Raw genomic sequence first — 24,760 nt, forward strand, 5'->3', positions numbered from 1 at the left:
GTACCTGACACTGGTTTCCATCCAAAAGGGTGTCATCCCAGTGCCCAGACACTGGGATGGCTTTGTTGCATCACACTTTATGAGATGGTGATTTATGGTAAATTCATGTAACTATCTCAAATTTAGCCATACCAATATCAGTGAATTTATTAAGCAAATAGCATTTAGTTCTTTTTCTCGATTTATCTCAGATTTATTCCTAAAACTAAATCCGAATATTTGCTTTAATCTTGAGAAAAACCCTTCAATATAAGATCTTTTCCCATAATTTACTTCTTTTTTCCATTCTTTCATGCCATCTTCACCGTATAATTTTATTAACCTAATAGCAGCATTCCTGTCAGACATATAATCTATTTCTGGATGTTCTGCCGCATTGTTTATTGGTGGAATTTTTGTCTTTATATCATATTCGTTACACAACTTATAAAACTTGTGCCTATCACATGCTCTATCTGCATATAGTGCTTTTATGGCATGCTGAAAATCAACTTCTTTTAGCAAATCACAAGCTCCATAGTGATCAGCCGTTACTGTATTTTACAGCTATGGCTTTTTTGTTGTTTATATTCAACATTACGTGCAATTTTCTCGTTTGCTCATAGCCACGATATTTTCTGTCAGTGCTATTTTCCTTCAGGAGTGTTGTTGTATATACTAATTCCTGTACTGTCTATAGCAATTTCGATATCTTCCATATTAGAGGTTGTCCGGAAACAAGTAAAAGGCTATAATATCTGAAATTTTAGTACGGGGTAAAGATGAGAAAAAAGTATCCAACAGATCTAAGCGAAAGGGAATGGGCAAGAATAGAAAAACACTTCAGAGTATCATACAAGAAAGGAGGAAGGCTGCCAAAGTATAGCAAAAAAGAAATATTAGAAGCAATTTTCTATGTATTGCGTACAGGGTGTCAATGGCGGTATTTACCAAATGATTTTCCGCTATGGAAGACTGTGTATGAGCAGTTCAGGCAATGGAAGAAGCAGGGAATTTTTGAGAAAATGAATTATGAAATTACAAAATATAGTAGAAGAAAAATAGGAAGGAATGAGCAGCCGAGTGCCTGTATAGTAGATAGTCAATCTGTAAAGACTACAGAAAAGGGGGGATCAAAGGCTATGATGGAAGTAAAAAAGTAAAGGGTAGAAAAAGGCATATAATTACAGACACTCAGGGTTTTATACTAGGTTGTTACGTAGGCGCTGCTAACGAAAATGATAGAGATGGTATTAAAATAGCATTAAACAATATGAGAACAAAATATACTAAAGTTAAAAAAATGTGGGCTGACATGGGATACCAAGGAAGAAATTTAAAGAATCACATAAAGGAAGAATATGACATAGATATTGAAATTGTTAAAAGGCCTCCATGTAGATTTTGGGTGCACAAAGATACGCCACCTGAGCTACTACCAACAAGAGAACAAGGGTTTAAAGTACAGCCAAGAAGATGGGTTGTAGAAAGGACTTTTGCTTGGGTTAATAGGAATAGAAGGCTATCGAAGGAGTATGATTTACTCACAACATCCACTGAGAATTTCATATACCTAGCTATGAGTAGGGTTATGTTAAAGAGGGAATATGCTTGAATTTACTAGTTTCCGGACAACCTCTTATAGCTCTTTCCATAAAAGTCCGGATGTGATAGGATAAGGGTAGATGATGATAAGGAGGTTGAATGCCAGCAGCATATAGTTATGATTTAAGAAAAAAAGCAATGGAAGCGCTAGACGAAGGAGAAAGCAGAGAAACAGTGGCAGCAAGATTTAAGATTGGACGAACTACTTTATGGGAGTGGCAGCAAAGAAGAAAAGAAACAGGAGACTTTCAATCAAAAAAACTTGGAAATGGGGGTTACAATCACAAAATTACCGACTGGGATACCTTTGCCAAATTTGCCAGAGAACACGGAGGAAAGACTCTATCGGAAATGGCTAAACTTTGGAACAACGTTAGTATCCAAACGATCTATCGAGCCCTTAAAAAAATTGGATTTACGCGCAAAAAAAGACATATGGATACAAGGAAAGAAACGAAGAAAAACGTGCTGAATTTTTGAAAATTATAGCGACAAAAGAACCTAAAAACTTAGTGTATATAGATGAGTCTGGCATTGATAACACCGAACTACGGATATTGCCAGAAAGGACAGCGGTTTTATGCCTTAAAATCTGGAAAGAAAACTCAACGAATCAGTATGGTTGCAGCCTTAAGTGGAAGAAAGATAGTTGTTCCGTTAACCTTTGAAGGCCACTGTAATATGGATGTTTTTAATGGATGGTTTGAGCAATTTTTGACACCGATCTTGGAACCTGGACAGACTGTCATTCTTGACAATGCTACTTTTCATAAGTCTGATAAGATTATCGAGCTTGCTAAAGGGGTTGGTGCAGAAATTTTGTATCTGCCGCCTTATTCTCCAGATTTCAACAAAATTGAGCATCATTGGTTTGCTATAAAAAACAGAGCCAGGAAAAACATTCCTCTATTCGAATCCTTTCGTCGTGCTGTTGATTCTGCCTTCCTATGACCTGTTCGGACTATTATGAGAAATGCTATACTACATAAGGCCTAATTTCCGGAAGATCAACTTTTTGGTGAACATAAGGTTTTTCGCATATTACAAGCTCTCCTCCGCATTCGCAAATATTAGGCAACTCTATTTTTACTACTTTATCCGCTTCCATTGTAGCATGAAAATTTCCTTTATGCCCAACCTGATCGCCAACATTCCTTTCGCTTTTTGGCTTGTCCTTTTTTGTTTTGTACAATTCTTTAGAGCTCGGTAGAGATGAATTTTTCGAGTTTAAACCAAGCCTTTCCTTTAATTCAGCGTTCTCTATCTTTAAAGCTTTATTTTCTGCTTTTAAGTTTTCTATCTCTGCTTTCAGTTTTTCTATTTTTTGCTGTAAATTTTTGCAAAGTTCTAAAAGGTTTACCACATTACCTCACTTTTGCTCTATGATTATCTTTTTAGATCACTTTGTCTACCTTATTCTACCACTCCGCTGAACGGATACCTTGGGTTAGCTATAGCTAACACCACAATTGTACTAACATTGTGATTTGAGAACAACCTTCACCAGAAAGGGTGTCATTCCAGTGTTAAGCACTGGAATGACGAGAGGTAACGCAAGAAGTTTACTCTTAATAAAAACCTGATGATGAATCATTATTACCAAATTTCGGCCTATTTCTGTTGCTGAAACCAGAACGAGGACGAGGAGGTCTCTTATGGTGACTTCCTCCAGGTTTTCTACTAAATGAATTATTGTAATAATTATCCCTGTCATTTGGACCATCTTTCCTTTCCTCGTTGTAAAGCTCACCTTCAAAAAACTCTCCCGTCTCTTGATCAACCCGACGTCTTGACAACTTTGGACACCCACCTTTTTCGAAGTCAATTACTAGTGCTTTGAAAGTATCATCTTGTTTAAGTACGCTCTCTATAGAATCTATATGTTCATTAGCTACTTCACTTATGTGCATTTTTCCTTTTCTGCCATTAAGAAATTCAAGCTCTACAATAGACTTCTCTATTCTTACAACCTTGACATCAACTATAGAACCTTGTTCTAGTTCTGTTATTGAATCAATCATCATACTCTTTGCAATTTCAGCTTCAGTGCCACTCGTAGCAAAAACAGAAACTTTACCATCATCTCCTATTTCAATTTTTGCATTACTTCTTTCACACACACTGCGTATATTTTTCCCCTTAGAACCTATAGCAGCAGAAATTTTGTCTTTATCTATGTAAAATGATAACATCCTTGGTGCATGGTCTTTGACATCATCACTGTGTTCTGAAATCACTGCATTCATTTTTTCTAAAATATGTAATCTTCCAGCTTTTGCCTGTTCTAAAGATTTTTCAACAATTTCAAAGCTTATACCAGAAATTTTCATGTCCATTTGTAGCGCCGTAACCCCTTCACTAGTTCCTGCTACTTTAAAGTCCATATCACCAAGATAATCTTCATCACCAAGTATATCGGAAAGTATTACATACTCGTCTTTATCTTTGATGAGACCCATAGCAATTCCAGCAACAGGGGCCTTTATTGGCACACCCGTATCCATTAAAGCAAGAGAAGTCCCACAAACTGTTGCCATAGAAGAAGAACCATCAGACTCCAAAATTTCGGACACTACTCTTATTGTATAAGGAAATTCAGACTTATCGGGTAAAACAGGATGAATTGCTTTCCAAGCAAGTTTGCCATGACCGATTTCTCTTCTTCCTGGTGCACGCGCAGCAGAAGTTTCTCCAACAGCAAATGAGGGAAAGTTATAATGCAACATGAAATGCTCACGTCTATCCCCTTCAATATCATCCACAATTTGCTCATCTTGAGTGGTGCCAAGAGCAGTAACAACCAGTGCCTGAGTATTGCCTCTTGTAAATAGTGCAGAACCGTGAGTTTTGGACAGAATATCAACTTCAACTTCTATCTGACGTATCTCATCATGCTTACGACCGTCTATCCTTACACTTTTCTTCCTAATTATTTCACGTACTAAAGATCTTTCAAAGTTTTTTACTGCATACGTAATTAACTTTTCGTCTTTTCCAGTTTCTTTAAGAGTATTCAATATATTCTCTCTGATCGCTTCTAGAGCTTGAACTCGCTCTTGTTTTACTGTTTGCGAATATGCTTTTTCAAAATCTTTACCGTATTTTTCGAGCTCTTGTGTTATATCTGATGCATCAATAGGGGCAAAGCTCTCAGGTTTATTGCCAATTGTATCAGCAAACTCTTTTATGAGCTTAATGACAGGCTTAAGGTGTTCATGGCCAAATTTTATTGCATTAAAAACATTTCCTTCAGAGAGCTCTTTCACTTCTGATTCAACCATTAAAATTGAATTTTCATCACCAGACAAAAACAGATCCAAGCTGCTTGCTTTCATCTCTTGAACAGAAGGGTTGAGTATATAGTTATTATTTTCATCACAACCAACCATCACTCCAGCTATAGTAAAGTGAAAGGGAACACCAGAAATTGCAAGAGCTGCAACAGCACCAATCAATGCTGGCACTTCAGGAGGATTGACTGTATCATAAGTTAATAGATTGCACACCACACTAATTTCATCATGAAATCCTTCTGGGAATAGTGGTCTTATACTTCTATCTATTACTCTTGAGATTAAAGTTTCTCTATCAGATGGCTTGCCTTCTCTTTTAAAAAACCCGCCAGGGATCTTACCCATGGCATAGCTTTTTGCGATAAACTGCACATTTAAAGGTAGGAAATCAACGCTTTCTTCCTTCTTTTTACGTACAACAGTTACTAAAACAGAAGTATCACCGTAATTTACAACTACTGAACCATGAGCTTGGCGTGCTATTTTTCCTGTTTCTAAAGATAAGGCACGACCACCCCACTCTATAGATTTTTTTATAATTTTAAACATATTAAATTCCTCGATTATTTTCTAATGCCTAACTTCTCTATTAATTCCTGATAGGCTTCATTACCAAATTTACGCTTTATATAATTTAAGTGCTTGCGTCTTCTACCTATCAATATAAGTAAACCACGCTTAGAGTGATGGTCATGCTTGTGCACTTTAAAATGCTCAGTTAAGTTACTGATCCTCTCGGTCAAAATTGCACATTGTACAAAAGATGAGCCTGTATCATCTTCTTTAATTGCATATATATTTATCAAACTCTTTTTCTTTTCGGATGTTATCGACATCTAAACCTCATTTTAAATATTAAAAACACGAATAGGTTTCACACAACCATAAATAAAACTGCAGATTGCAATAGGTACACTACCCACCACCGTACAACAAATATCATGATTCTTTAAATTACGCAAGTTATTTAATACAACTTCCTGACCTTTTCTGATTTTCCCCGCATCTTCTAGGGAAATTTCAACTTTGAACATCGATTTTAAAGCCGATTCAATGGGGATGACGAAACTTTTTGTATTACTCCCTGTCACTCCATCATCTTCTGTCATTCCACCCCCCTCTGTCATCCAAGTAGCTGACACTGGGATGGCTTTGTTGCATCGCTCTTCGGATAGTAGGTAACGCACAATAAATTTATGAAGCTATCTCAAATTTAGCCATACCAATATCAGTGAACTTATTGAGCAAATAGCATTTAACAAGTAGTTCCTTCTCTCTATTTGTCTCAGATTTATTCCTAAAACTAAACCCGAATGTTTGTTTCAGTTGCGAGAAAAAACTTTCTATATAAGATCTTTTTCCATAACTCATCTCTTTTTTCCACTTCTTTATACCATCTTCATCATATGACTTTATGAGCTTGACTGCAGAATTTCTCTCAGCCATATAGTCTAACTTTGGATGCTCTGCTGCGTTGTTTTTCGGAGGAATTTTCGTTTTTATACCATATTGATTACACAGCTTATAGAGCTTTTCTCTGTCATATGCCCTATCTGCATATAGTACTTTTATGACATACTGAAAATCGACTTCTTTTAGCAAATCACAAGCTCCATAGTGATCAGCCGTTACTGTATTTTACAGCTATGGCTTTTTTGTTGTTTATATTCAACATTACGTGCAATTTTCTCGTTTGCTCATAGCCACGATATTTTCTGTCAGTGCTATTTTCCTTGCTGTGTGTTGTTGTATATACTAATTCCTGTACTGTCTATAGCAATTTCGATATCTTCCATATTATTTTCTGCAATCATTTATCTTAATATTAAGTTTCTTTTGATGCTTGTGAATAGCTGCAAATCTCTTCCTATTTGTTGCAAATACCCTTTTATAAACCCGACTGTTTGTCTTAAACCAATTCTAAAGAAACTGACGATTATATGCACCAAAATCACAACTTTATCACTATAAATATAGTTGCCGCCCTGCATTTTTGGACAATTCTCGTACCAATTTTCTATGGCGTCATTGATATAACAAAAAATGCTTCCTCTTTCTTGGAGAAATTTGTTATATTCATGGCAGTTACTGACTCTCATTTTTTGTGGCATATTTTTTCTTCAACAGTTAAATGGCTATTTATAATGAATTTTGTCAGTAACTGCCAGTTCTTTTCGCTTGAGCGATGCAACAAAGCCCACTGGGATCCAGTTTCACCTTGTGATGGTGTCATGAAAGTAGCTGACACTGGTTTCCATCCAAGACGGTGTCATTCCTTACTATTACCCACAAATATAAATGGACTAAAAAGTAAAATATTACAATATTAAAGTTTGCAAATATTGAGGGTGTAAAATGGCAAGTAAAAGTAGTGAATGGGCTAAAAATGAATTTGGAGATAAAAGGTTAACTGAGCGATTAGTAAAGATTGCTGATATGTTTGACAAAATTACCTGAAAGTTAGATTAATCAAGCATGTGAAAGTTGGTCAGAAGCAAAAACAGCATAACGTTTTTTTCAAAATGAGAATGTAAAAGAAAGTGATATTTTAGCTACACATATTAATAAGACGGTTGAGAGAACAAAAGCTCACAAGAGGGTTCTTGTCATTCAAGATACCAGTTACATTGTATATAATAACCATAAAAAAACAAGCGGATTAGCAAATTTGTCCAGTTATGATACTGCAAAAGGTATTATAATGCATACAGCTCTTGCCGTTAGTATAGAAGGTTTGGTACTAGGGATACTAGATCAAAAAGTTTATTCAAGACCTGAAGAAACTGAGAACCTTAAAAAAAAGAGCGATCGCATTGAAGATAAAGAAAGCGTAAAGTGGTTGGAAACTTTAAGAAAAACAAATAATATTATTGATCCAACTCAAACTGAGACTATAACTGTATGCGATAGAGAAGCAGATATATATGACTTTTTTGAGCTTGCACATAATCTTAATTCGGCAGTGCTAGTTAGAGCATGCAGAGATAGAGCAGTAAATAGAAAATCTCGATATCCTGAAAAAGGTGAGCAGAAGTTATGGGCATTTATTAAATCCTCTCATTGTGCAGGTACGGTAGAAGTTGAAGTTCCTGTAAAAGATAATAAGCCAAAAAGAACAGCACGTTTGGAAGTTAGATTTGGAAAGTTTATGATGAATCCATCTAAGAATAATATTAGGCATAAGACGGAAGAACTACCTAAATTACCACTTTATGCAGTTTATGTTGTTGAGAAAACTCCCCTTCCCTTAAAAAAAACCGCTAGAATGGATGCTATTAACGAATCTTTCAGTTAATACTTTCGATGAAGCTGTTGAAAAAATTAGTTGGTATCAACTATGTTTTTTAAAAATTTTTTTATTTGTGTAATTTTGCAAATTATATGGGCAATAAAAACCCGTTTGTCATAGAAATAGAATTTTATATCAAACAGCTACCACAGCAATTTCTGCTTAAGCTAATGGATATGTGCTTTAAGTCTGTGTGGACGCACATATTCATTAGCCAATTTCAGTTACCGTTGTGAAGATTTTTAAGTATGCAAATTAATTGCTTCTTTAAGTCTTGTATTAGCAATTACTATAATTTTACGCATTAGGGCTGTTATAGCCACCATCTTCTTCTTACCACTTTCAACAAGCTTAGAATAAAAGGCGCCAAGTATAGATTTTGACCTTGTAGCAGCCATAGCGGCTGTAAAGAGCTTTGAACGAACGTTACTTCTACCACCTGTAATCCTTCGGTAACCAACAGCTTTACCACTTTCTTTTGGATGCGGTGCAACTCCGGCAAGACTTGCTACTTCTTTTCTATTTAAGTAACCAAGCTCTGGCATTAAACACAAAAAATCTTGTGATAACTTTTCCAGGAACTGTTTTAAGAATTTTTTGGCGTTGTTGTAATTCGCGGCTTTCATCAATAATCTTTTGTATAGTATCATTGAGTTCGTTTATTTGACTATCGAAAAACTCAATGGTCTTTTGACAGCTTTCTTTTATATGATCATTTTCCGGTGCTTCAAGTCTGCATTTTTCTTGAGTTCTCATTTGCGTAATATCATCACGACGTTGACAAAGTGCAGCCAAAGTTGATTGTTCTGTAGAGGTAGGTACAAATAGAGAGATAGTTCTATGGCGTTCAAATCCATATTGAGCAAGAGCTCTTGCATCTAGACTTTGCTAAAGTTCCGTGAGATAAAATAAAGCTTTTTACTTTACGAGTATTAGCTCGATGCACGGCAATATTTTTGTCGGTAAGAAAATGTGATAAGCCAAGCTCATATTTCCCTGTATTTTCTAAAGTCACTAAAGCATTAGGTAGAATATCTGAAAACTCTTGAAATAATTGTTGCCAACCAGAAGCATTATTATCAAATTCGACAGCATTCTTCTGTTTGTGAATTGCAACGATATTTTTAAATTTTCCGATGTCAATGCCAATAAAATTTTGATAAGATGTAACCATAATAAACCTCGATAGTTTTAGTTAATTTAAGATTGTAAACGGGTGCATATATATGTCCCAAGCAACTATTCAAACGTATCGAGAGATAGGGCTAGCGTACCTTGATACCAACGGTTGTAATACCAATTTCCTTTCGGTCGCGCACGCCCGCTATTCCTAGTGAGCAGGGTTATCTTTCTCTCTTATCTCTTTTATATCACGTTTTTAACTTACAATTGCCTTAGATGGAAAATAGAGATATTACATAAAATTTTAAATCCGGTCTCAAAGTTGAAGAATGTAGGCTTGGAATAGCAGAAAGACTAATGAGATATCTAACAGTTATGAGTATTATTGCTTGGAGGATCTTCTTTATTACATCAATTGCAAGAGCTAACCCAACATTACCATGTACTACCTTATTAGCTGAAGAAGAATGGAAAGTTTTATACGTTAAAATACACAGAAAACCATGTCCAAGTGTAGTTCCCAACATAAAAGAAGCTGTTTCATGAACTTGGAGGCCATTTAGCAAGAAAAAATGACCCAAAACCAGGACCAATTACTCTTTGGAAAGGATATAAACGTCTCTTTGATTTAGCAGAAGGATGGCGACTTGCTCACGAACCTCATATTTGTGGGTAATAGTAAGATTTGATATGCTGCCAACACTTATGTTCAAATTAAAAATGTCATTTATGATACTAGCCACTTCACGCTTTGAGTTTTTGTAAAATTCGCTGAGTGCTGCAATTATAGACTTAACCCTTGGACCAAATGTATCTGGCGTAACACCTTCTGGTAACTTGCTACTTTTTCTTTTTCTGCATCTCCAACAACGACCATGTTCCAATTACTACATAAGGCCTAATTTCCGGAAGATCAACTTTTTGGTGAACATAAGGTTTTTCGCATATTACAAGCTCTCCTCCGCATTCGCAAATATTAGGCAACTCTATTTTTACTACTTTATCCGCTTCCATTGTGGCATGAAAATTTCCTTTATGCCCAACCTGATCGCCAACATTCCTTTCGCTTTTTGGCTTGTCCTTTTTTATTTTGTATAGCTCTTTTGAGCTGGGCAGGGATGAGTTTTTTGAATTTAAACCGAGCCTTTCCTTTAATTCAGCGTTCTCTATCTTTAAAGCTTTATTTTCTGCTTTTAAGTTTTCTATCTCTGCTTTCAGTTTTTCTATTTTTTGCTGTAAATTTTTGCAAAGTTCTCAAAGGTTTACCACATTACCTCACTTTTGCTCTATGATTATCTTTATTATCTTGCTTTGTCTACCTTATTCTACCACTCCGCTGAACGGATACAATTTACTAAACAGAAAAAAAGGCAAAAGAAACCCTAGGGTAGCTAGTTATTCACTATCCATTTTTTAAGTTGGCGTTTTTTAATGTTTTAAATAGCGCATTTCAGCTTATATTAGGTAAAAACCTAGAAATTTTATAAAGAAATAAGGTGCACATAGTGCAAAAAATTAAGCATGATTTACGCCAAATACATTAAGTTTTTTGTCATTAATCCACTGCAGAGATTGCGAAGATAAATAAATAGCTTCAGTGTTATAATAAGGGGGCTGGCGAAGCTTGTCAAGGAAGTTTTTATGATTTATCTAACGAACTTTACACTTGCTAAAGTTGTACCATCTTGGTAACTTTAACTGAAAGAAGTTATTTTTTATCCAATATGAAAAAAGCCTTTATATTCACATCCTTAATAGCAATTATATTGATAGTTATTACTTATTTATACAGAAACGACGGAACTAATGACTCACAAGTGGTAAATGTTTATTCATCGCGCAAAGAAGAATTAGTACGTACTTTGTTTGATGAATTCACGAAAAATACAGGTATTAAAGTACGTTACATCATTGATGATTATTCTCAGCTACTTTCACGAATGGAAAACGGTGGTGAAGCTGACTTATTTTTGACTGCTGATGCAATCAACTTAATTCTAGCAAAAAAAAGAGGACTTTTATCTCAAGTAGATTCAGAGGTTTTAAAAAGTGTTATACCTGCAAGATTTAGAGACAGTGAAGATTATTGGTTTGGTCTTACAAAAAGAGCTAGGATATTGGTTTACAATAAAGAGTCAGTAGACCCTAAGGACTTAAGTACTTATGAAGATTTAGCAAATGAAAAATGGAAAGGAAAAATATTAGTGCGTTCTTCTACAAGTCCATATAACAGATCGTTAATTGCTTTTATGATTGCAAATAATGGTTTTGAAAAGACGAAAGAATGGGTAAGCGGAATTGTGAGCAATATGGCAAGAAAACCAAGTGGTGGTGATACTGATCAAATTTACGCCGTAGCAGCGGGTGAGGGAGATGTTGCAATAGTAAACAGCTACTACTTTGCGAGAATTCTTTCATCAGAAAATAAAAAGAATGTTGCAGACAAGCTAGGGGCTTTTTTTCCTAATCGCAACGATCACGGTGTAATGGTAAACATCAGTGGTGCAGCAGTAACAAAAAACGCAAAAAACAGGGAAAATGCTATAGTCTTATTGGAATTTTTAGTAAGCAAGCAGGCTCAAGAGTTATACGCTAAAAAAAACCAAGAATATCCTATTATTGAAGGCGTTGAAACTTCCGATATACTAAAATCTTGGGGAAATTATTCACAAAGTGATTTGCCTCTAAGTGAACTTGAGAAGCATCTTTTTGAGGCTGTTATGATAGCGGATGAGTGTAAGTGGAAGTAATCCCCAGCGCCACTAAACATTGGGATGAAAGATTTATGCTAATATACCTTACTCTTGACTCGCTGAACTTTTTCTTCCTTCTAACTTAATTTTGACTTTACTATCTTTTTCCGTTCTTTCACCAAAACAATTGCTGCACAAGAAGTCTATTGAAAAAAGGTAATAAGAAAGTAGAATAGGTTCAAGTAGTTGAAAAGGAAACTATGAACAAGAGAAGGAATTTGTTAAACATCTCAGACCTTACAGTCGATGATGTAGAAAATATAACTAAGTTGGCCAACCAGTACCTTAAAAAAGAAGTTGCAAATAGTCATATCTTGGAAAATAAGACAGTAATAAATTTATTCTTTGAAGATTCAACGCGTACACTTGCGTCTTTTGAAATAGCAGCAAAAAGCCTTGGAGCAAATGTTGTAACTTTGCCAATAAGATCTTCTTCTATTAACAAGGGAGAAGATCTAAAAGACATGATCAAAACATTAAATGCAATGAATCCTGATTACATAATAATCAGGCATAAAAGTAGTGGTATCATTAATACACTGGCAAAGTATGTTAACTGCTCGCTAATCAATGCAGGCGATGGAAGTAGTGAACATCCAACTCAAGCTCTTGCAGACTATCTTGTAATCAGCAATCACAAAAAGCAAATAAAGGACCTCAAAGTTGTGATATGTGGAGATATTCTGCACAGTAGAGTTGCAAGATCAAATATAAGATTGCTAAAAATGTTTGGAGCAGAGATAAACTTGGTCGCACCACCAACTTTGATTTGTAAGCATTTTCCTGAAGTAGATTCAGTCCATTATTCATTAATTGAAGGTATAAAGGATGCTGACGTAATTATGCTTTTGAGATTGCAGAAAGAGCGCATGAATAATAGTTCTTCAGAGAAAGAATATTTTTATTTGTATGGACTTGATTCACAAAAGCTATCATACGCAAAACCAGATGCGATTGTTATGCACCCAGGGCCAATAAACAGAGGGATTGAGATTAGCAGCGATGTAGCAGATTGTGTTATTTTACAGCAAGTAGAATTTGGATTGGCAATACGTAAGGCAGTGTTGCACTATTATAGGCCTTGCTAATATTAAAAGATGCTACACAACTAATGCAAAAAGGGGGGGCATGAAATGACAAGGCTTGTAAATGGTTTGAGAATGGCCATTAAGATGTTAAGGCCGAGGATATGGTGTGGAAGTTTTTACGAAAGCCTGAAGTCAATCAACAACCTTGCAGAACGGCAAATTAGACGGCTATCGTAAAAACAGCTTTTTCACCTGGTCGGAACATGGAGAAAGATTTGTGGAAAGAATGTTGTCGATATTTTTGACATCACGTCTCAATGGCCAAAATCCCTTCCAAAAGTTACGACTGCTTAGTTCTTTATTCATTCTCACAATCCGTGAACGGTTACAACCTAGATTCCAGTGGGCTTTGTTGCATCGCTAGCTATGATGGATTAAAGATAAAAAAGATAGGGAATATCAGTAGCTTATTATTCTGGTATTTATAACAAGAACGGTCAATGAATACCTAAATTTGAGTAAAAGAAATTTCACTACCATTTACCAATCCGGCTAAAATTCAAGAATTTCAATGCTTTAGCTATTTTCAATAGAATTAAATTTATTAATATAAATAACAAATTACTATTCTTAAATTTGATCAGATTGATTGCAAAAAAACAAGATTTTCAATAGGTTGCTTATAATCCTAACTATAGTTAGCCTTTCATAAGTAGCGATGCAACAAAGCCATTCCAGTGTCAGCTACTTTCATAACACCATATTACCTTAACAAAAGCAAATGTTCGTACAGATGTGCATCAGCTACTTTCATCTGCCACCTGCAAATTGCAATGTTCGTACAGTTATGTGTCACGCTACTTGGATGACACCGTTGAAAGAAATGAACCGCCTTTTCAAAATTGTTTTGAATAGAGGAATAACATTCACAAGTAAAATTTCATATTACCATTTTTTAATTTATGTATTATAATAAGCTTAATCTATAAGAAAAACAAAGTTGGAAAAGTTGGAAGAACTAAGCAAAAACTGGGTGATAAGAACGGGAAGATTTTTATCTTCATTGTTTTTTTTACTGTTGATTGCGCTATCAATACGTAGTTTTTTATTCGAGCCATTTCATATACCTTCTGGTTCAATGAAAAGCACCCTACTTGAAGGGGATTACATTTTTACTAGTAAATATTCATACGGTTACAGTAAACACTCCTTTCCATTTTCTCCAAACATTTTTAGCGGCAGGATTTTTTATACCCCTCCAAAGCGTGGCGACATAGTAGTTTTCAAACCCACAAGAAATGACAGCATCAGGTTTGTTAAGCGAGTAATAGGAACACCAGGTGACAAAGTGCAAATGATAGAGGGAGAATTATACCTAAATGATCAGAAAGTAGAGCGAAGGCAAATTGAAAGTTTTTTTGATTATGAGTCAAATCGTAACATACCAAGATATATAGAAACGCTTTTAAGTGGCAAGGAACATGAGATTTTGGTAGATGACATTTCTAATAAGCTATCATATAACACTCCGGTTTATTATGTACCTAACGATCAATTTTTCGTTATGGGAGACAATAGAAATAATTCTTTAGATAGTAGGTTTCCTGAAGTTGGTTTTGTACCAATGGAAAATATCATTGGGCGTGTAAGCATAGTTGGTTTATCATTTAAATTAGGAAAGGTCGATTGGTTACCATTTAATTTCAGGTTACCTGTTGCTTTGAGATTAAATAGGGTATTGCACAAGGTTGTGTAAGCTTTTTCTACCTATTTGTTAATTCACACAACTCTAAAGAAGAATTTTCTAACTCGGCGATAGTGTTGTTAATTTCATTCAAGTCATTGCCTTGTAAAGCGTTTTTTGCATTTTGTAATAGGTTTTTCAACTTTTGATCAGTGGAAAGGTTATTATTGTTTTCAACCAAGTGTATGAGTTTATTTCCATTAATTTTAGCACCTGCAAGGGAACGAGCCTTCATATCTTCGTCAAAACTGTTTATTGACTGGTTAACCATATTTTGAACATCAGCTTCACTCAAGCCAAAACTTGAATTTACTTTAACTGTCTGCTCAATTCCAGTAGTTTTTTCTCTTGCAGTAACAGTCAAGATTCCGTCAACGTTAACTGTAAATTCTATTTCAACTCTTGCAGAACCTGCAGGCAGTGGCGGTATACCTTTTAGTTCAAACTGCGCTAGAGATTTGTTATCCTCTATCATTTCACGTTCTCCCTGACAAACATGAATTTTCATTGCTGTTTGCCCATCAATATAAGTTGTAAACTCTTTTGTTTCTGAAACTGGCAGTGGCGTATTTCTTGGTATGATTTTTTCAACTATGCCTCCCATAGTTTCTATGCCAAGTGATAGAGGTAAAACATCCAGGAGAATATTCCTATCTTTTGAGCTCGAAGTTAAATCATGAGCCTGCAGAGCTGCCCCAATGGCAACTGCTTTATCTGGATCCACGTCATTTAGTACTTTATTTCCAAAGAGTTTGACTAGTGAATTTTGAACCAATGGTGTTCTAGTTGCACCACCAACTAAAATTACTCCTTTTATATCATCAATTTTAAGATCTATATCACTTATAGTACGAGTGACTATATTGATAGTCTTATTGACCAAAGAACTGATTGCCTGCTCGAATTCTTCTCTGGTAATTTCGCACTCAAATGGCTTGCCGTTAACATTAAATTCGAAGATACCTATAGTGTGATTGCTTAGGTACTCTTTCACAGAGCGTGATTCGATAAGTAAGGAATTTAGTTGCTTAGCCGTCTTTTCTCTATACTTATCAATCACAATTGAACTCAGCAAATGATCAAAATCATCACCGCCGAGTTTGGTATCACCACCAACTGCAAGAACTTGAAACACTCCTTGATGCAATTTCAATATCGAAATATCAAATGTTCCACCACCAAGGTCATAAACTGCATATATTCCACTGTTATTGTTCTTTTCAATGGAGTAAGAAAGCGCTGCAGCGGTTGGCTCGTTAACGAGGCGAAGAACTTCTATGCCAGCTAATTTTGCTGCATATTTAGTTGCGTTACGTGCTGAATCGTCAAAGTAAGCTGGCACAGTAATTACTGCTTTTTTTACTTCCAGCCCCTTAGACTTTTTTACCCTCTCACATAAAGCTTTTAATATCTCAGCAGAAATCTCAACAGGAGTAAGATACTTTTCCTCCGAACATTTTACTCTAATAACTTTTTCACTTTCGTTATCTATTTCAAAATAAACACCCATCTTGTTCAAATCTTTAACACTTTTACCCATTAAACGTTTTATTGAGTGGATTGCATTTGAGCCAACATCATAGCCAGTTTTCAATGTATTATTTTCACATGAAATGATAGAAGGTAATAGCTCTCTTCCCTGTTCATCTTTAAATATCTCCACGTTGCCAGCTTTATTTACCATAGCAATTAAAGAGTTGGTAGTGCCAAGATCTATACCAAAAACTACTTCATTTGAATTTGGTTCAGAAATTTGAATTGGTTGCATTTTTCTTCATCTCCTCAAATGACTTGTATAAATATTTCAATCTTAAGACTTGTGTAGCAGCTCTATCAAAATTCTTTACAGCAAAAGTGTTAATTAGATTTTTAATGCAACCTTTTATTTTTTCATCGATCATCCTACTTGCAAATTGTAGATCGTCGCAGTCTAGTAAGTACTCTCTTATTTCCATTGATTCACTTAATATTTCAGAATTTAAGTGGTCCTTTTGGCTTTTCACATTAAAAAAATCCAGCAAATGCTCAGCACGTTTTAGCGGTGACTTTAGTATCTGATAAGCTCTGTTAATATTTTCCATGTTTTGGGACTGTCTTTCATTTATATCAGTCCTGCTTAGCTCAATATATTTTTTCTCTAACTCATCAAAGCTGATATTGAAAGCTGGTTCAATTTCAAACAATGCAAAATAGTTGCTAGACATGAAAGCTCTCTCCACAACCACATTTTCCTTTCTCATTAGGATTTTTGAAAACAAAACCCGATGAAAATTTTTCTTCTACATAATCCATTTCAGAGCCAAGAATAAACATGACGGATTTTGGGTCGATCAACACTTTAACTTTTTGGCCATCACTACAGTTTTCTTCAATTACCGACTCTAAAGGACGAGTATCATATGCATATTCAATATCATATTTTAAACCAGAACATCCTTTTTGCTTAATTAGCACTCTTATTCCTATTGCTTCTTCCGGTTTCTCAAGGTTAGTATGCTTCTTTTGGTCCAATAAATACCTTATCCTTTCTACTGCTTCCGCAGTTATAGTGATAAGTTTTTTATTCTTTTTTACAGTTTCACCTCCGCCTACTTCTTGATATTCACCCATGTTCGTAGCTTCTTAATTCTTTTGTTTACTTTGATAGTCATGAATAGCAGCCTTTATAGCATCTTCAGCAAGTACCGAACAGTGTATCTTCACTGGAGGTAAAGACAACTCTTCCACTATTTGAGTATTCTTTATCTGTGTAACGTCACTGATGGTTCTTCCCTTTATCATCTCTGTTAACAAGGAACTTGAAGCAATGGCAGAACCACAACCAAAAGTTTTAAATTTTGCATCTTCAATAACACCTTTGTCATTGACCTTTATCTGCAATTTCATTACATCACCGCACGATGGTGCACCAACTAGGCCAGTACCAACATTTGGATCATTTTTATCCAGAGAGCCAACATTCCTTGGATTTTCGTAATGATCTAAAATTTTCTCATTATAACTCATAAAATTACCTGTGAACCGCTATTCTACATTATAACATATTTAGGTTAAAAACTAAAGTAAAATACACTCAAAAAGTGTAATTTTTGTAAGGTAAAATTGTAGTTTTTGAGTGCATTTTACTTTACAAATTCGCGTAGTGCATGTCATTCTTTATATTGTAATTAAGTTTATAATTTAAAAAGGAGTATCCCTTGAGTTTGTTTAGTAACCTTTATCAGGGCCTGTTAAAAACTTCTTCTCGCTTTAGCGACGGGGTGAAAAGTATTTTTTCTGGCAAAAAAAAATTAGATCAGTCGCTTTTAGATGAATTAGAAGAATTGCTAATTAGCATGGATATTGGTCATAAAACTTCCAAGTTGATTATCGATAGGCTCTCAAGCATCAAATTTGACAAGGAAGTTGAGTATAATACCATCACACAGCAGCTAATGAGCGAAATAGAATCGATATTGAACCCTGCTGTGCAACCGCTAATTTTAAACAAAAAACCACATATAATAATGGTATGCGGAGTAAATGGTAACGGTAAAACCACGACTATAGGTAAGCTCGCATATAAATATAAGGAAATGGGAAAATCCGTTATGCTTGTTGCATGCGACACATTTAGAGCTGCTGCTAGTGAACAATTAAACATTTGGGCAGAACGTTCTGATTGCTTGATTGTTACTGGAGAGTACGGTAGCGACTCTGCAAGTGTGGCATATAGAGCTGTAAGTCAAGCTATAAAAGATAACGTTGATGTTGTTCTAATTGACACAGCAGGAAGGCTGCAAAATAATGTGAACCTTATGGAGGAGTTATCAAAAATATATAGAACGATAAAGAAATTGGATGACACTGCCCCTCATGACGTTATTTTAGTTCTTGACGCAACTACCGGCCAAAATGCTTATAGCCAATTAGAAGCATTTAGCAAAATGGTTAATGTTACCGGGCTAATCGTAACAAAGTTAGATGGCACTGCTAAGGGCGGAGTGGTAATTGGACTTGCAGAAGCTTATAAGATAAAGTTACATGCTATAGGAATTGGCGAAAATATAGAGGACTTAAGGGAGTTTACTAGCAAAGAATTTGCTGAAGCGTTATTTAATTGTAATTAAAGACTTCTCTTAATTCCCTTACGTGACCAAGCTTGATTATTTCAATATCATGAGAAGAATAGTTACCATTTTTAGGCATAATTGCTTTTTTGAATCCTAACTTTTGTGCTTCTTTTAGTCTGAGATCAGCATGCGAGATGTTCCTAATTTCTCCTGAAAGTGCAACTTCACCGCAGATTATTGAAGAAGTTGGCAGCGGTAAATTTACTATACTTGAAATAAGGGAAGCAGCAACAGCAAGATCAGCCGATGGTTCCTGTATTTTGAGTCCCCCTGCAATGTTTAGGTATACCTCTTTATCATGCAAAAACATTTTGCAACGAGCATTTAGCACCGCGATGATCATAGCCAATCTATTAATATCCCACCCAACTACTGCCCTTCTTGGGGTTGCCATATTAGTCCCTGCTATTAATGCTTGCACTTCCATTAAAATTGGTCTTGAACCTTCAATTCCTGCAAATACGGCGCTGCCAACTACTTCTCTGTCATGGGCCATCAGAAACAATGATGATGGATTATCAACAGGCACAAGTCCTGCTTCAGACATCTCAAAAACACCAATTTCATTTGCAGGGCCAAATCTATTTTTAATAGTACGCAAAATGCGATATTGATTGCTATTTTCACCTTCAAAATATAATACCGTATCCACCATATGCTCCAGAGTTTTGGGTCCAGCTATTTGTCCATCCTTAGTTATATGACCAACTATTAAAAGAGAAACACCATATTGTTTCGCAAGAATAGTTAATTCATGTGCGCAAGTACGAACCTGAGTTACAGTTCCTGGTGCCGATGTAATTCTGCTATCATACATTGTTTGTATAGAGTCAATTACTAAGAATTTAATACTTTTGTTTTCCTTTATTGTTGCTACTACATCAGTTAAAGACACTGTAGATAAAAGCTTAATTTTAGGTTCATTTATCTTAAGACGCTTTGCTCTGAGACTCACCTGCTCTAAAGACTCCTCGCCGGATACATAAAGACATTCAAAAGAGGAAAGTTGCACAACATTAGCTGCAATTCTAAGCAAAAGGGTGGATTTTCCAATACCAGGTTCGCCACCAATTAAAATGCTAGCACCTTGAACGATACCCCCACCAAAAACTCTATCTAATTCTTCTATTCCTGTTAAAAAACGACTTGGAGTGATAATTTCGCTACCCGATAACGTCTTTATTAAAATTGGTGCAGATATACTTCTTTTGCCCGTTTTTACTGCTATTTCCTCAACAATTGTATCCCAATTGTCACATGCGATGCACTTCCCTACCCACCTACCAGTGCTGTGACCACAGGATTGACATACATATACAGTTTTCATCAAAGCCAAAATTATTTTGTTGTAATTGTAATAAAAATTAGCTGAATATGCGAAGTAAATCTATAGCTAACCCAAGAAAGGGTTCCCTATGTCATACCGCGATTCATTCGCGGTATCTCTAGATCCCGCTAACAAGTAGCGGGATGACGAGCTTATCGTCACGCCGCCGCGAACCGTCATACCGCGATTCATTCGCGGTATCTCAAAGCATAGATCCCGCTAACACGTAGCGGGATGACGAGGTCATGCCACCGCGCGAACCGTCATACCGTCACGGTATCTCAAAGCATAGATCCCGCTAACACGTAGCGGGATGACGAGGTCATGCCACCGCAAACCGTCATACCGCCGCGGTATCTCTTAGCCGCTAACACGTAGCGGGATGACGGTTGTCGTTTAGCTACAAACGTTAAGAAATTTACCAAATGAAAAAAAAGGCAAAAGAAGCCCTGGGGTTATTATCCGCTTTAAAATATTGGCGTTTTTTATGTTTTAAACGCTTGACAAGCAAGATTAAGCTGCTTTTAATTGCAACTAACTTACGCTGCAAATGTTTAAGAAGTTTACTAAGCAGAAAAAAAGACAAAGAATCCCCGAGTTAGCTAGTCTTTTACTATCTCTGTCGAGTATTGGCATTTTTTGATGTCTTGTAACGCTTTATAAGCGCGTTCAGCTTATTTAGATAAAAATCTAGATGTAGATGAAGTTTTGTAAAGACATACAGTATCTATGTACTGCAAAAAATTAAACATAAGACGCCGATACATTAAGTAATCCTTACCTTTTAATCTGCAGATTGGCGAAAGCAAATACAATAGCTTCACTATCATGATAAGGGCGCTGGTGAAGGGTGTCAAGTAAGTTTTTTGTTTCTATTCCCAATGTTATATGGTTATGTAAGAAGTCTAATAGCAAATTTTTAAGTTCCTCTTTAACTCTTTAACCAGCGGGCTCGCATGAGGAGAGGAGAGTAAAGGTCCTCTTCCATAGATATCTTCACACTTTTTTCTTCTTCTGTAGTTGGCGGACGAGTAAGAAAGTGAATCTTTGGTGCGCCACTAATTATTGCCATTGGTGTTTGCTCCGCCCCTTCTCCCATAACTAAAACAGCAGACGTTGCCAGCGCATCAAGAAGATTGACTTGTGTTACTTGCAGTGGTTGATCATAAAGATCTGGCTTGCCTATATAGGAATAAAATGGTTCAAATCCACACCAACCAAGAGCAACGCCCGTAACCCCAAGGCGCATAGGTGTTATGTTACTATCTGTAATCAAAATACCAAGATGTTTTATGCAGTGTTTTGTCTTGAGATAGTTCCATATTGATAGAGCTGTTTTCTGAACATCCTTTGGGTATAAAATATACATTTCATTACCATTTGATTCATCAATACCAGCAGATGGAATTAAGATATTGTCTTTGATTGTTAAATAGATGCCGTAAGAATTATGGTCTACATCAACAATTGCATCAGCTTCTCTTTTGATTAGCTCTTCTTTAGAACAAGCAGTTTTGCAAACCACTTGTTTTTGACAAATAGAAATGATTTTTGATGTGATAGCAAGAACAACTTCCTCTCTTAGCAACTCTGAAACATAGCGATCAAGAACCTGCTCTAATACTTCTCCACATTCAATGCGGTGGGTATAAATTGCTTCAACATGCATATTAACGTGTCAGCTTGCATATAGTATAATCTTTCGTTTTGGTGAGAATAGTTTTATGCCATCCATCAAGAAGTGTTAAGTTGAAATATACATCACCTTTATAGGGTTTGTGAATTTCTGTTATGATAAATTCTGAGATTAGATCATACTCCAAAAAAAGATGCGCTATTTGTGCTCCACCAATCATGAAGACTTTAGAATTACTTTGGATTGACAAAAACTCTTGCATAGAAGAAATAATAGTGCATTTTACTCCTCTGTTAAAACAAGAATTTAATTTGTCACGAGAAAAAACAACAGGGATACGATTCCCTAATATGTCTTGAGGCATAGTTTCAAATGTCTTTCTCCCCATAACAATAACTTGTTTTTCAGTCACCTGACGAAAATGATCTAACTCACTTGGATAATGCCAGGGCAATCCATTATTTATTCCAATTACCCCCTTGGGATCAACAGCCATAATTCCGATAACTATCATCCCTGTAAAGCAGCTTGAGCTACAAAAAATCGCATGTGATCACGCACATTAGGCACTCGAAGGAAATCAACCTTGTTGTGTAATACAGATGATGTAGCAATTGTTTCTAAATCTCGGTTAAAGACAGGTTCTGTAGAAAAAGAAGAAATAAATGACTTTCTAGAATGGCCAACCAGAACTTTGCAGCCAAAATTTTGTAACGTTTCTATACTGCGTAAAATCTGGATATTCTGGTACATAGATTTGCCAAAACCAATACCAGGATCAATAATGATCGAGCTTTGATCAAAACCTAGAGCTAGTAATCTATTAATGTTCCTTTCTGCCCAATTATTTATGGTATCAATTGGATCAATGTCACTTGGGATAATGTTGTCACTATGTGGTGGTATGGAGAGTGAATGCATAATAACGATACTACATCCACTGCTAGCAATCGCTTTTAAGGTATTATCATCTAGATCTCCCTTCTGATCGTTTACCCAGGCAATGTTGTAGTGCTCCAAAACATTCAAAATAACATCTGGCCAGAAACTATCAATGCTGACTTTAATGTCACCAACTTTCATATACTGATTGAGATTATCAAGCACTGGTTTTAAGCGTGCATATTCTGCTTTTGGAGTTTGTATTGAGGAGCCAGGTCTTGTTGATTGAGCACCAAGTTCAACTATGCTTGCACCATCTGATAACAGCCGCAGTGCCTGCTTGGTTGCTTGATCTGCATCATAATAAAGACCACCATCTGAAAATGAATCAGGAGTAATATTGACAATACCTACAAGCTCTGGTGAAAGCGTAAAACTCCTTAAAAAGCAATCCTTAATGTTAGGGTTAACAGTACCAAACGTTTTGTTAACTACTGCCATAGGGTTCAGCATTGTCATCAAGTGAAGCAAAAATGGTCTGTTTATCAATTCTGGGTGAGGAATCTTAAGGTAGGGTGTATCAAGTGTCAGGTCATCCCATAACAAAATATCCAAATCAATAACGCGAGGTGCCCATTTTTCATAGACCTGCAGACGGCCAATGTCACATTCAATTTGTTTAAGGCCCTTTAACAGCTCTTCAGGAGAAGAAGAACAACTTCCATACACAACCATATTTAGAAATGGCCTGTCCCACCCAGGTGAAGCATCATTTGGTAAAATAGCCTTAGTTTCCAGAATAATTGAAGATTTTAAATTTTTAAAATAGCGCTCCTGCAGTAACTGAGCAGCCTTTTGTAAATGGGAAAAGCGATTTCCTATATTTGAGCCAACAGAAATGTAAATCATTCTTGCAACGCATTACGATAAGTAAAGAAAACACCTCCATGCACACTGGGGACAGGTGGTGCAACTTTGTGAATAGTTACGCCTATAGAAGAAATAATAAGCTTTTTTTGCATCACAAGGTTATTAATGGTCCTGTATATATCATGAGTTAAATGCTCGATTAAGTTGAATTGCTTGCTTTGAACGAGAGATTGAATACTCTGAACTACCTCCAAGTAGCATATAGTATCCTCAAGCCGGTCAGTTGTAAGTCCTAAAGGGGGGGATTTAAAGGTAAAATCAATATTAACACTAACTAATTGAGAATGATACTTCTCTTCTGCACTATAGCCTAAATGAACCCAAAGCCGTAAGTCAGATATAAGAAGATTACATGCAGACATTGCATTCCAACATCACTGAGTTTAAGCTACTTACAACTACTAACACACGCTAGCATTCATCATTCCATCAAGAAAACCCCACAAGAGCCTTGCTCCCTTTTGAGCACCCTGCATAACTTTATCTTGCTCTTTTTCATCTAGATCTTCAATAAGATTTGCACATTCCTCAGAATGCCATTCATCAGCATGCATATGGACCGTAAAAAATTGAAGAGAACGCTCATCACTTATTGAATAGTGTTTTTTTAAACCTTCAATTTTAGACTTGGAAACCTCTGGAGTTTGACGTTCGTAAGCGTACAAGGCTCCAAGACCTGCTGCAAAACCTGATCTTACAATGTCAAAGTAACCATCAATTAATTCTTGTGTCTCCTTAATCTGTGCACTTTCACGAAGATCAGATCGCGCAACGCCAAGCCCTTCAGCAAAACGTTTCCATAACTCTGGATGATTTTCATCACCTTGTTCCTCTTCTATTAAATTACCAAGTAAAACCTGTCGCATTTTTAGATCTGGGCACAGAAAATGTATACCACTGATGTAACGAGGAAACGCAGCAACATGGTGATAATATTCTTTAGCATAGGTTTGTAAAGCTTGCAAGCTTAAGCTTCCTGTATTCCATGATTGGTAGAATGGATGATTTAGTAAGTGCAATTCATCTAACTTGTTATTTAGAGACTTAGTAAATTCCATCA

20 protein-coding genes and 8 pseudogenes are annotated in these 24,760 nt (G+C 36.0%); 10 read left to right on the forward strand and 18 right to left on the reverse strand.

Annotated elements, in window-relative coordinates:
- Window positions 1–103 precede the first annotated feature (103 nt).
- Window positions 104–704 (reverse strand): annotated as a pseudogene (locus tag ACJZL3_RS03470) (transposase); the annotation flags it as partial.
- Window positions 705–761: 57 nt separating this feature from the next.
- Between ACJZL3_RS03470 and ACJZL3_RS03475 the strand changes: the two are divergent.
- Together ACJZL3_RS03475 and ACJZL3_RS03480 are read left to right on the forward strand one after the other, a co-directional pair.
- A protein-coding gene (locus tag ACJZL3_RS03475) for an IS5-like element ISWpi1 family transposase (protein WP_264374449.1) occupies window positions 762–1,594 on the forward strand; the annotation gives its coding sequence in 2 pieces (ribosomal slippage) (window positions 762–1,131 and window positions 1,131–1,594; 834 coding nt in all).
- 89 nt (window positions 1,595–1,683) lie between these two features.
- A pseudogene (locus ACJZL3_RS03480) lies at window positions 1,684–2,535 on the forward strand (IS630 family transposase).
- Window positions 2,536–2,563: 28 nt separating this feature from the next.
- On the opposite strand, the pseudogene ACJZL3_RS03485 reads toward ACJZL3_RS03480, so the two are convergent.
- The 5 genes and pseudogenes from ACJZL3_RS03485 to ACJZL3_RS03505 form a co-directional block, all read right to left on the reverse strand.
- Window positions 2,564–2,947, reverse strand: a pseudogene (locus ACJZL3_RS03485) (IS66 family transposase); the annotation flags it as partial.
- Between the two features lie 205 nt (window positions 2,948–3,152).
- Window positions 3,153–5,426 carry a polyribonucleotide nucleotidyltransferase gene (gene pnp / locus ACJZL3_RS03490; protein WP_419198953.1) on the reverse strand — a complete coding sequence of 758 codons (2,274 nt, stop codon included), beginning with the start codon at window positions 5,424–5,426 and terminating at the stop codon, window positions 3,153–3,155.
- Window positions 5,427–5,440: 14 nt separating this feature from the next.
- Window positions 5,441–5,713 carry a 30S ribosomal protein S15 gene (gene rpsO, locus ACJZL3_RS03495; RefSeq protein ID WP_006279944.1) on the reverse strand — a complete coding sequence of 91 codons (273 nt, stop codon included), beginning with the start codon at window positions 5,711–5,713 and terminating at the stop codon, window positions 5,441–5,443.
- 12 nt (window positions 5,714–5,725) lie between these two features.
- Window positions 5,726–6,064 (reverse strand): hypothetical protein, encoded by a 339-nt coding sequence (locus tag ACJZL3_RS03500; RefSeq protein WP_231115842.1) that lies wholly within the window; start codon window positions 6,062–6,064, stop codon window positions 5,726–5,728.
- A 7-nt stretch (window positions 6,065–6,071) separates the two neighbouring features.
- Window positions 6,072–6,922, reverse strand: a pseudogene (locus tag ACJZL3_RS03505) (IS5 family transposase).
- Here ACJZL3_RS03505 and ACJZL3_RS03510 point away from each other — a divergent pair.
- Window positions 6,818–7,207 carry a hypothetical protein gene (locus tag ACJZL3_RS03510; protein ID WP_179943772.1) on the forward strand — a complete coding sequence of 130 codons (390 nt, stop codon included), beginning with the start codon at window positions 6,818–6,820 and terminating at the stop codon, window positions 7,205–7,207. The pseudogene ACJZL3_RS03505 and the gene ACJZL3_RS03510 overlap by 105 nt on opposite strands.
- A 25-nt stretch (window positions 7,208–7,232) precedes the next feature.
- Window positions 7,233–8,215, forward strand: a pseudogene (locus ACJZL3_RS03515) (IS4 family transposase); the annotation flags it as partial.
- A 193-nt stretch (window positions 8,216–8,408) separates the two neighbouring features.
- Here ACJZL3_RS03515 and ACJZL3_RS03520 read toward each other — a convergent pair.
- Window positions 8,409–9,340, reverse strand: a pseudogene (locus ACJZL3_RS03520) (IS110 family transposase).
- Window positions 9,341–9,556: 216 nt separating this feature from the next.
- On the opposite strand from ACJZL3_RS03520, the pseudogene ACJZL3_RS03525 reads away from it, so the two are divergent.
- Window positions 9,557–9,964 (forward strand): annotated as a pseudogene (locus ACJZL3_RS03525) (IS4 family transposase); the annotation flags it as partial.
- Between the two features lie 7 nt (window positions 9,965–9,971).
- Here the strand turns inward: ACJZL3_RS03525 and ACJZL3_RS03530 are convergent.
- Window positions 9,972–10,515: pseudogene (locus ACJZL3_RS03530) on the reverse strand (DUF6444 domain-containing protein); the annotation flags it as partial.
- Between the two features lie 497 nt (window positions 10,516–11,012).
- Between ACJZL3_RS03530 and ACJZL3_RS03535 the strand changes: the two are divergent.
- From ACJZL3_RS03535 to lepB, 4 genes are all read left to right on the forward strand, one after another.
- Complete coding sequence (locus tag ACJZL3_RS03535) at window positions 11,013–12,038, forward strand: Fe(3+) ABC transporter substrate-binding protein (protein ID WP_010082338.1); 1,026 nt, start codon at window positions 11,013–11,015, stop codon at window positions 12,036–12,038.
- Between the two features lie 203 nt (window positions 12,039–12,241).
- Window positions 12,242–13,129, forward strand: coding sequence for an aspartate carbamoyltransferase catalytic subunit (locus ACJZL3_RS03540; RefSeq protein ID WP_006280416.1), 888 nt, complete (start codon window positions 12,242–12,244; stop codon window positions 13,127–13,129).
- Window positions 13,130–13,174: 45 nt separating this feature from the next.
- Entirely contained in the window at window positions 13,175–13,306 is a 132-nt protein-coding gene (locus ACJZL3_RS03545) for a hypothetical protein (RefSeq protein WP_255317428.1), read from the forward strand.
- Between the two features lie 772 nt (window positions 13,307–14,078).
- Window positions 14,079–14,825 (forward strand): signal peptidase I, encoded by a 747-nt coding sequence (gene lepB / locus ACJZL3_RS03550; protein WP_010962911.1) that lies wholly within the window; start codon window positions 14,079–14,081, stop codon window positions 14,823–14,825.
- A gap of 7 nt (window positions 14,826–14,832) precedes the next feature.
- On the opposite strand, the gene hscA is transcribed toward lepB, so the two are convergent.
- Genes hscA through iscU form a run of 4 tightly spaced genes read right to left on the reverse strand, consistent with a single transcriptional unit; the run spans window position 14,833 to window position 17,819 of the window.
- The gene (gene hscA, locus ACJZL3_RS03555) at window positions 14,833–16,581 is read right to left on the reverse strand and encodes a Fe-S protein assembly chaperone HscA (RefSeq protein ID WP_010082333.1); all 1,749 of its coding nucleotides are present in this window, start codon (window positions 16,579–16,581) and stop codon (window positions 14,833–14,835) included.
- Window positions 16,559–17,017: an iron-sulfur cluster co-chaperone HscB C-terminal domain-containing protein gene (locus ACJZL3_RS03560; RefSeq protein WP_010962909.1), complete on the reverse strand. Its 459-nt coding sequence runs from the start codon at window positions 17,015–17,017 to the stop codon at window positions 16,559–16,561. The genes hscA and ACJZL3_RS03560 overlap by 23 nt, the downstream gene beginning before the upstream one ends.
- Window positions 17,010–17,423: a HesB/IscA family protein gene (locus ACJZL3_RS03565; protein ID WP_038199190.1), complete on the reverse strand. Its 414-nt coding sequence runs from the start codon at window positions 17,421–17,423 to the stop codon at window positions 17,010–17,012. Before ACJZL3_RS03565 ends, ACJZL3_RS03560 begins: the two co-directional genes overlap by 8 nt.
- A 12-nt stretch (window positions 17,424–17,435) precedes the next feature.
- On the reverse strand, window positions 17,436–17,819 hold the full coding sequence (gene iscU, locus ACJZL3_RS03570; RefSeq protein ID WP_007548853.1) for a Fe-S cluster assembly scaffold IscU: 384 nt from the start codon (window positions 17,817–17,819) through the stop codon (window positions 17,436–17,438).
- A 191-nt stretch (window positions 17,820–18,010) separates the two neighbouring features.
- Here iscU and ftsY point away from each other — a divergent pair, with 191 nt between their 5' ends.
- Window positions 18,011–18,922: a signal recognition particle-docking protein FtsY gene (gene ftsY / locus ACJZL3_RS03575; protein ID WP_419198955.1), complete on the forward strand. Its 912-nt coding sequence runs from the start codon at window positions 18,011–18,013 to the stop codon at window positions 18,920–18,922.
- Here ftsY and radA read toward each other — a convergent pair.
- The 6 genes from radA to ACJZL3_RS03605 all read right to left on the reverse strand — a co-directional run bounded on the left by radA (window position 18,909) and on the right by ACJZL3_RS03605 (window position 24,758).
- Window positions 18,909–20,252: a DNA repair protein RadA gene (gene radA / locus ACJZL3_RS03580; protein ID WP_070356933.1), complete on the reverse strand. Its 1,344-nt coding sequence runs from the start codon at window positions 20,250–20,252 to the stop codon at window positions 18,909–18,911. The genes ftsY and radA overlap by 14 nt on opposite strands.
- 931 nt (window positions 20,253–21,183) lie before the next feature.
- A complete protein-coding gene (locus ACJZL3_RS03585; RefSeq protein ID WP_010081866.1) occupies window positions 21,184–21,921 on the reverse strand; it encodes a putative folate metabolism gamma-glutamate ligase in 738 nt (245 codons plus the stop codon).
- 1 nt (window position 21,922) lies between these two features.
- Window positions 21,923–22,402, reverse strand: a complete 480-nt coding sequence (locus tag ACJZL3_RS03590; RefSeq protein WP_038199174.1) for a dihydrofolate reductase — start codon at window positions 22,400–22,402, stop codon at window positions 21,923–21,925.
- Window positions 22,399–23,679, reverse strand: a complete 1,281-nt coding sequence (folP, locus tag ACJZL3_RS03595; RefSeq protein WP_419198956.1) for a dihydropteroate synthase — start codon at window positions 23,677–23,679, stop codon at window positions 22,399–22,401. Before folP ends, ACJZL3_RS03590 begins: the two co-directional genes overlap by 4 nt.
- Window positions 23,676–24,062: a dihydroneopterin aldolase gene (locus ACJZL3_RS03600; RefSeq protein ID WP_007548841.1), complete on the reverse strand. Its 387-nt coding sequence runs from the start codon at window positions 24,060–24,062 to the stop codon at window positions 23,676–23,678. Before ACJZL3_RS03600 ends, folP begins: the two co-directional genes overlap by 4 nt.
- Before the next feature lie 39 nt (window positions 24,063–24,101).
- The gene (locus tag ACJZL3_RS03605; RefSeq protein ID WP_022626367.1) at window positions 24,102–24,758 is read right to left on the reverse strand and encodes a CADD family putative folate metabolism protein; all 657 of its coding nucleotides are present in this window, start codon (window positions 24,756–24,758) and stop codon (window positions 24,102–24,104) included.
- Window positions 24,759–24,760 lie beyond the last annotated feature (2 nt).

Source organism: Wolbachia endosymbiont of Rhagoletis cingulata (assembly GCF_048537655.1).
GTDB lineage: Bacteria > Pseudomonadota > Alphaproteobacteria > Rickettsiales > Anaplasmataceae > Wolbachia > Wolbachia pipientis.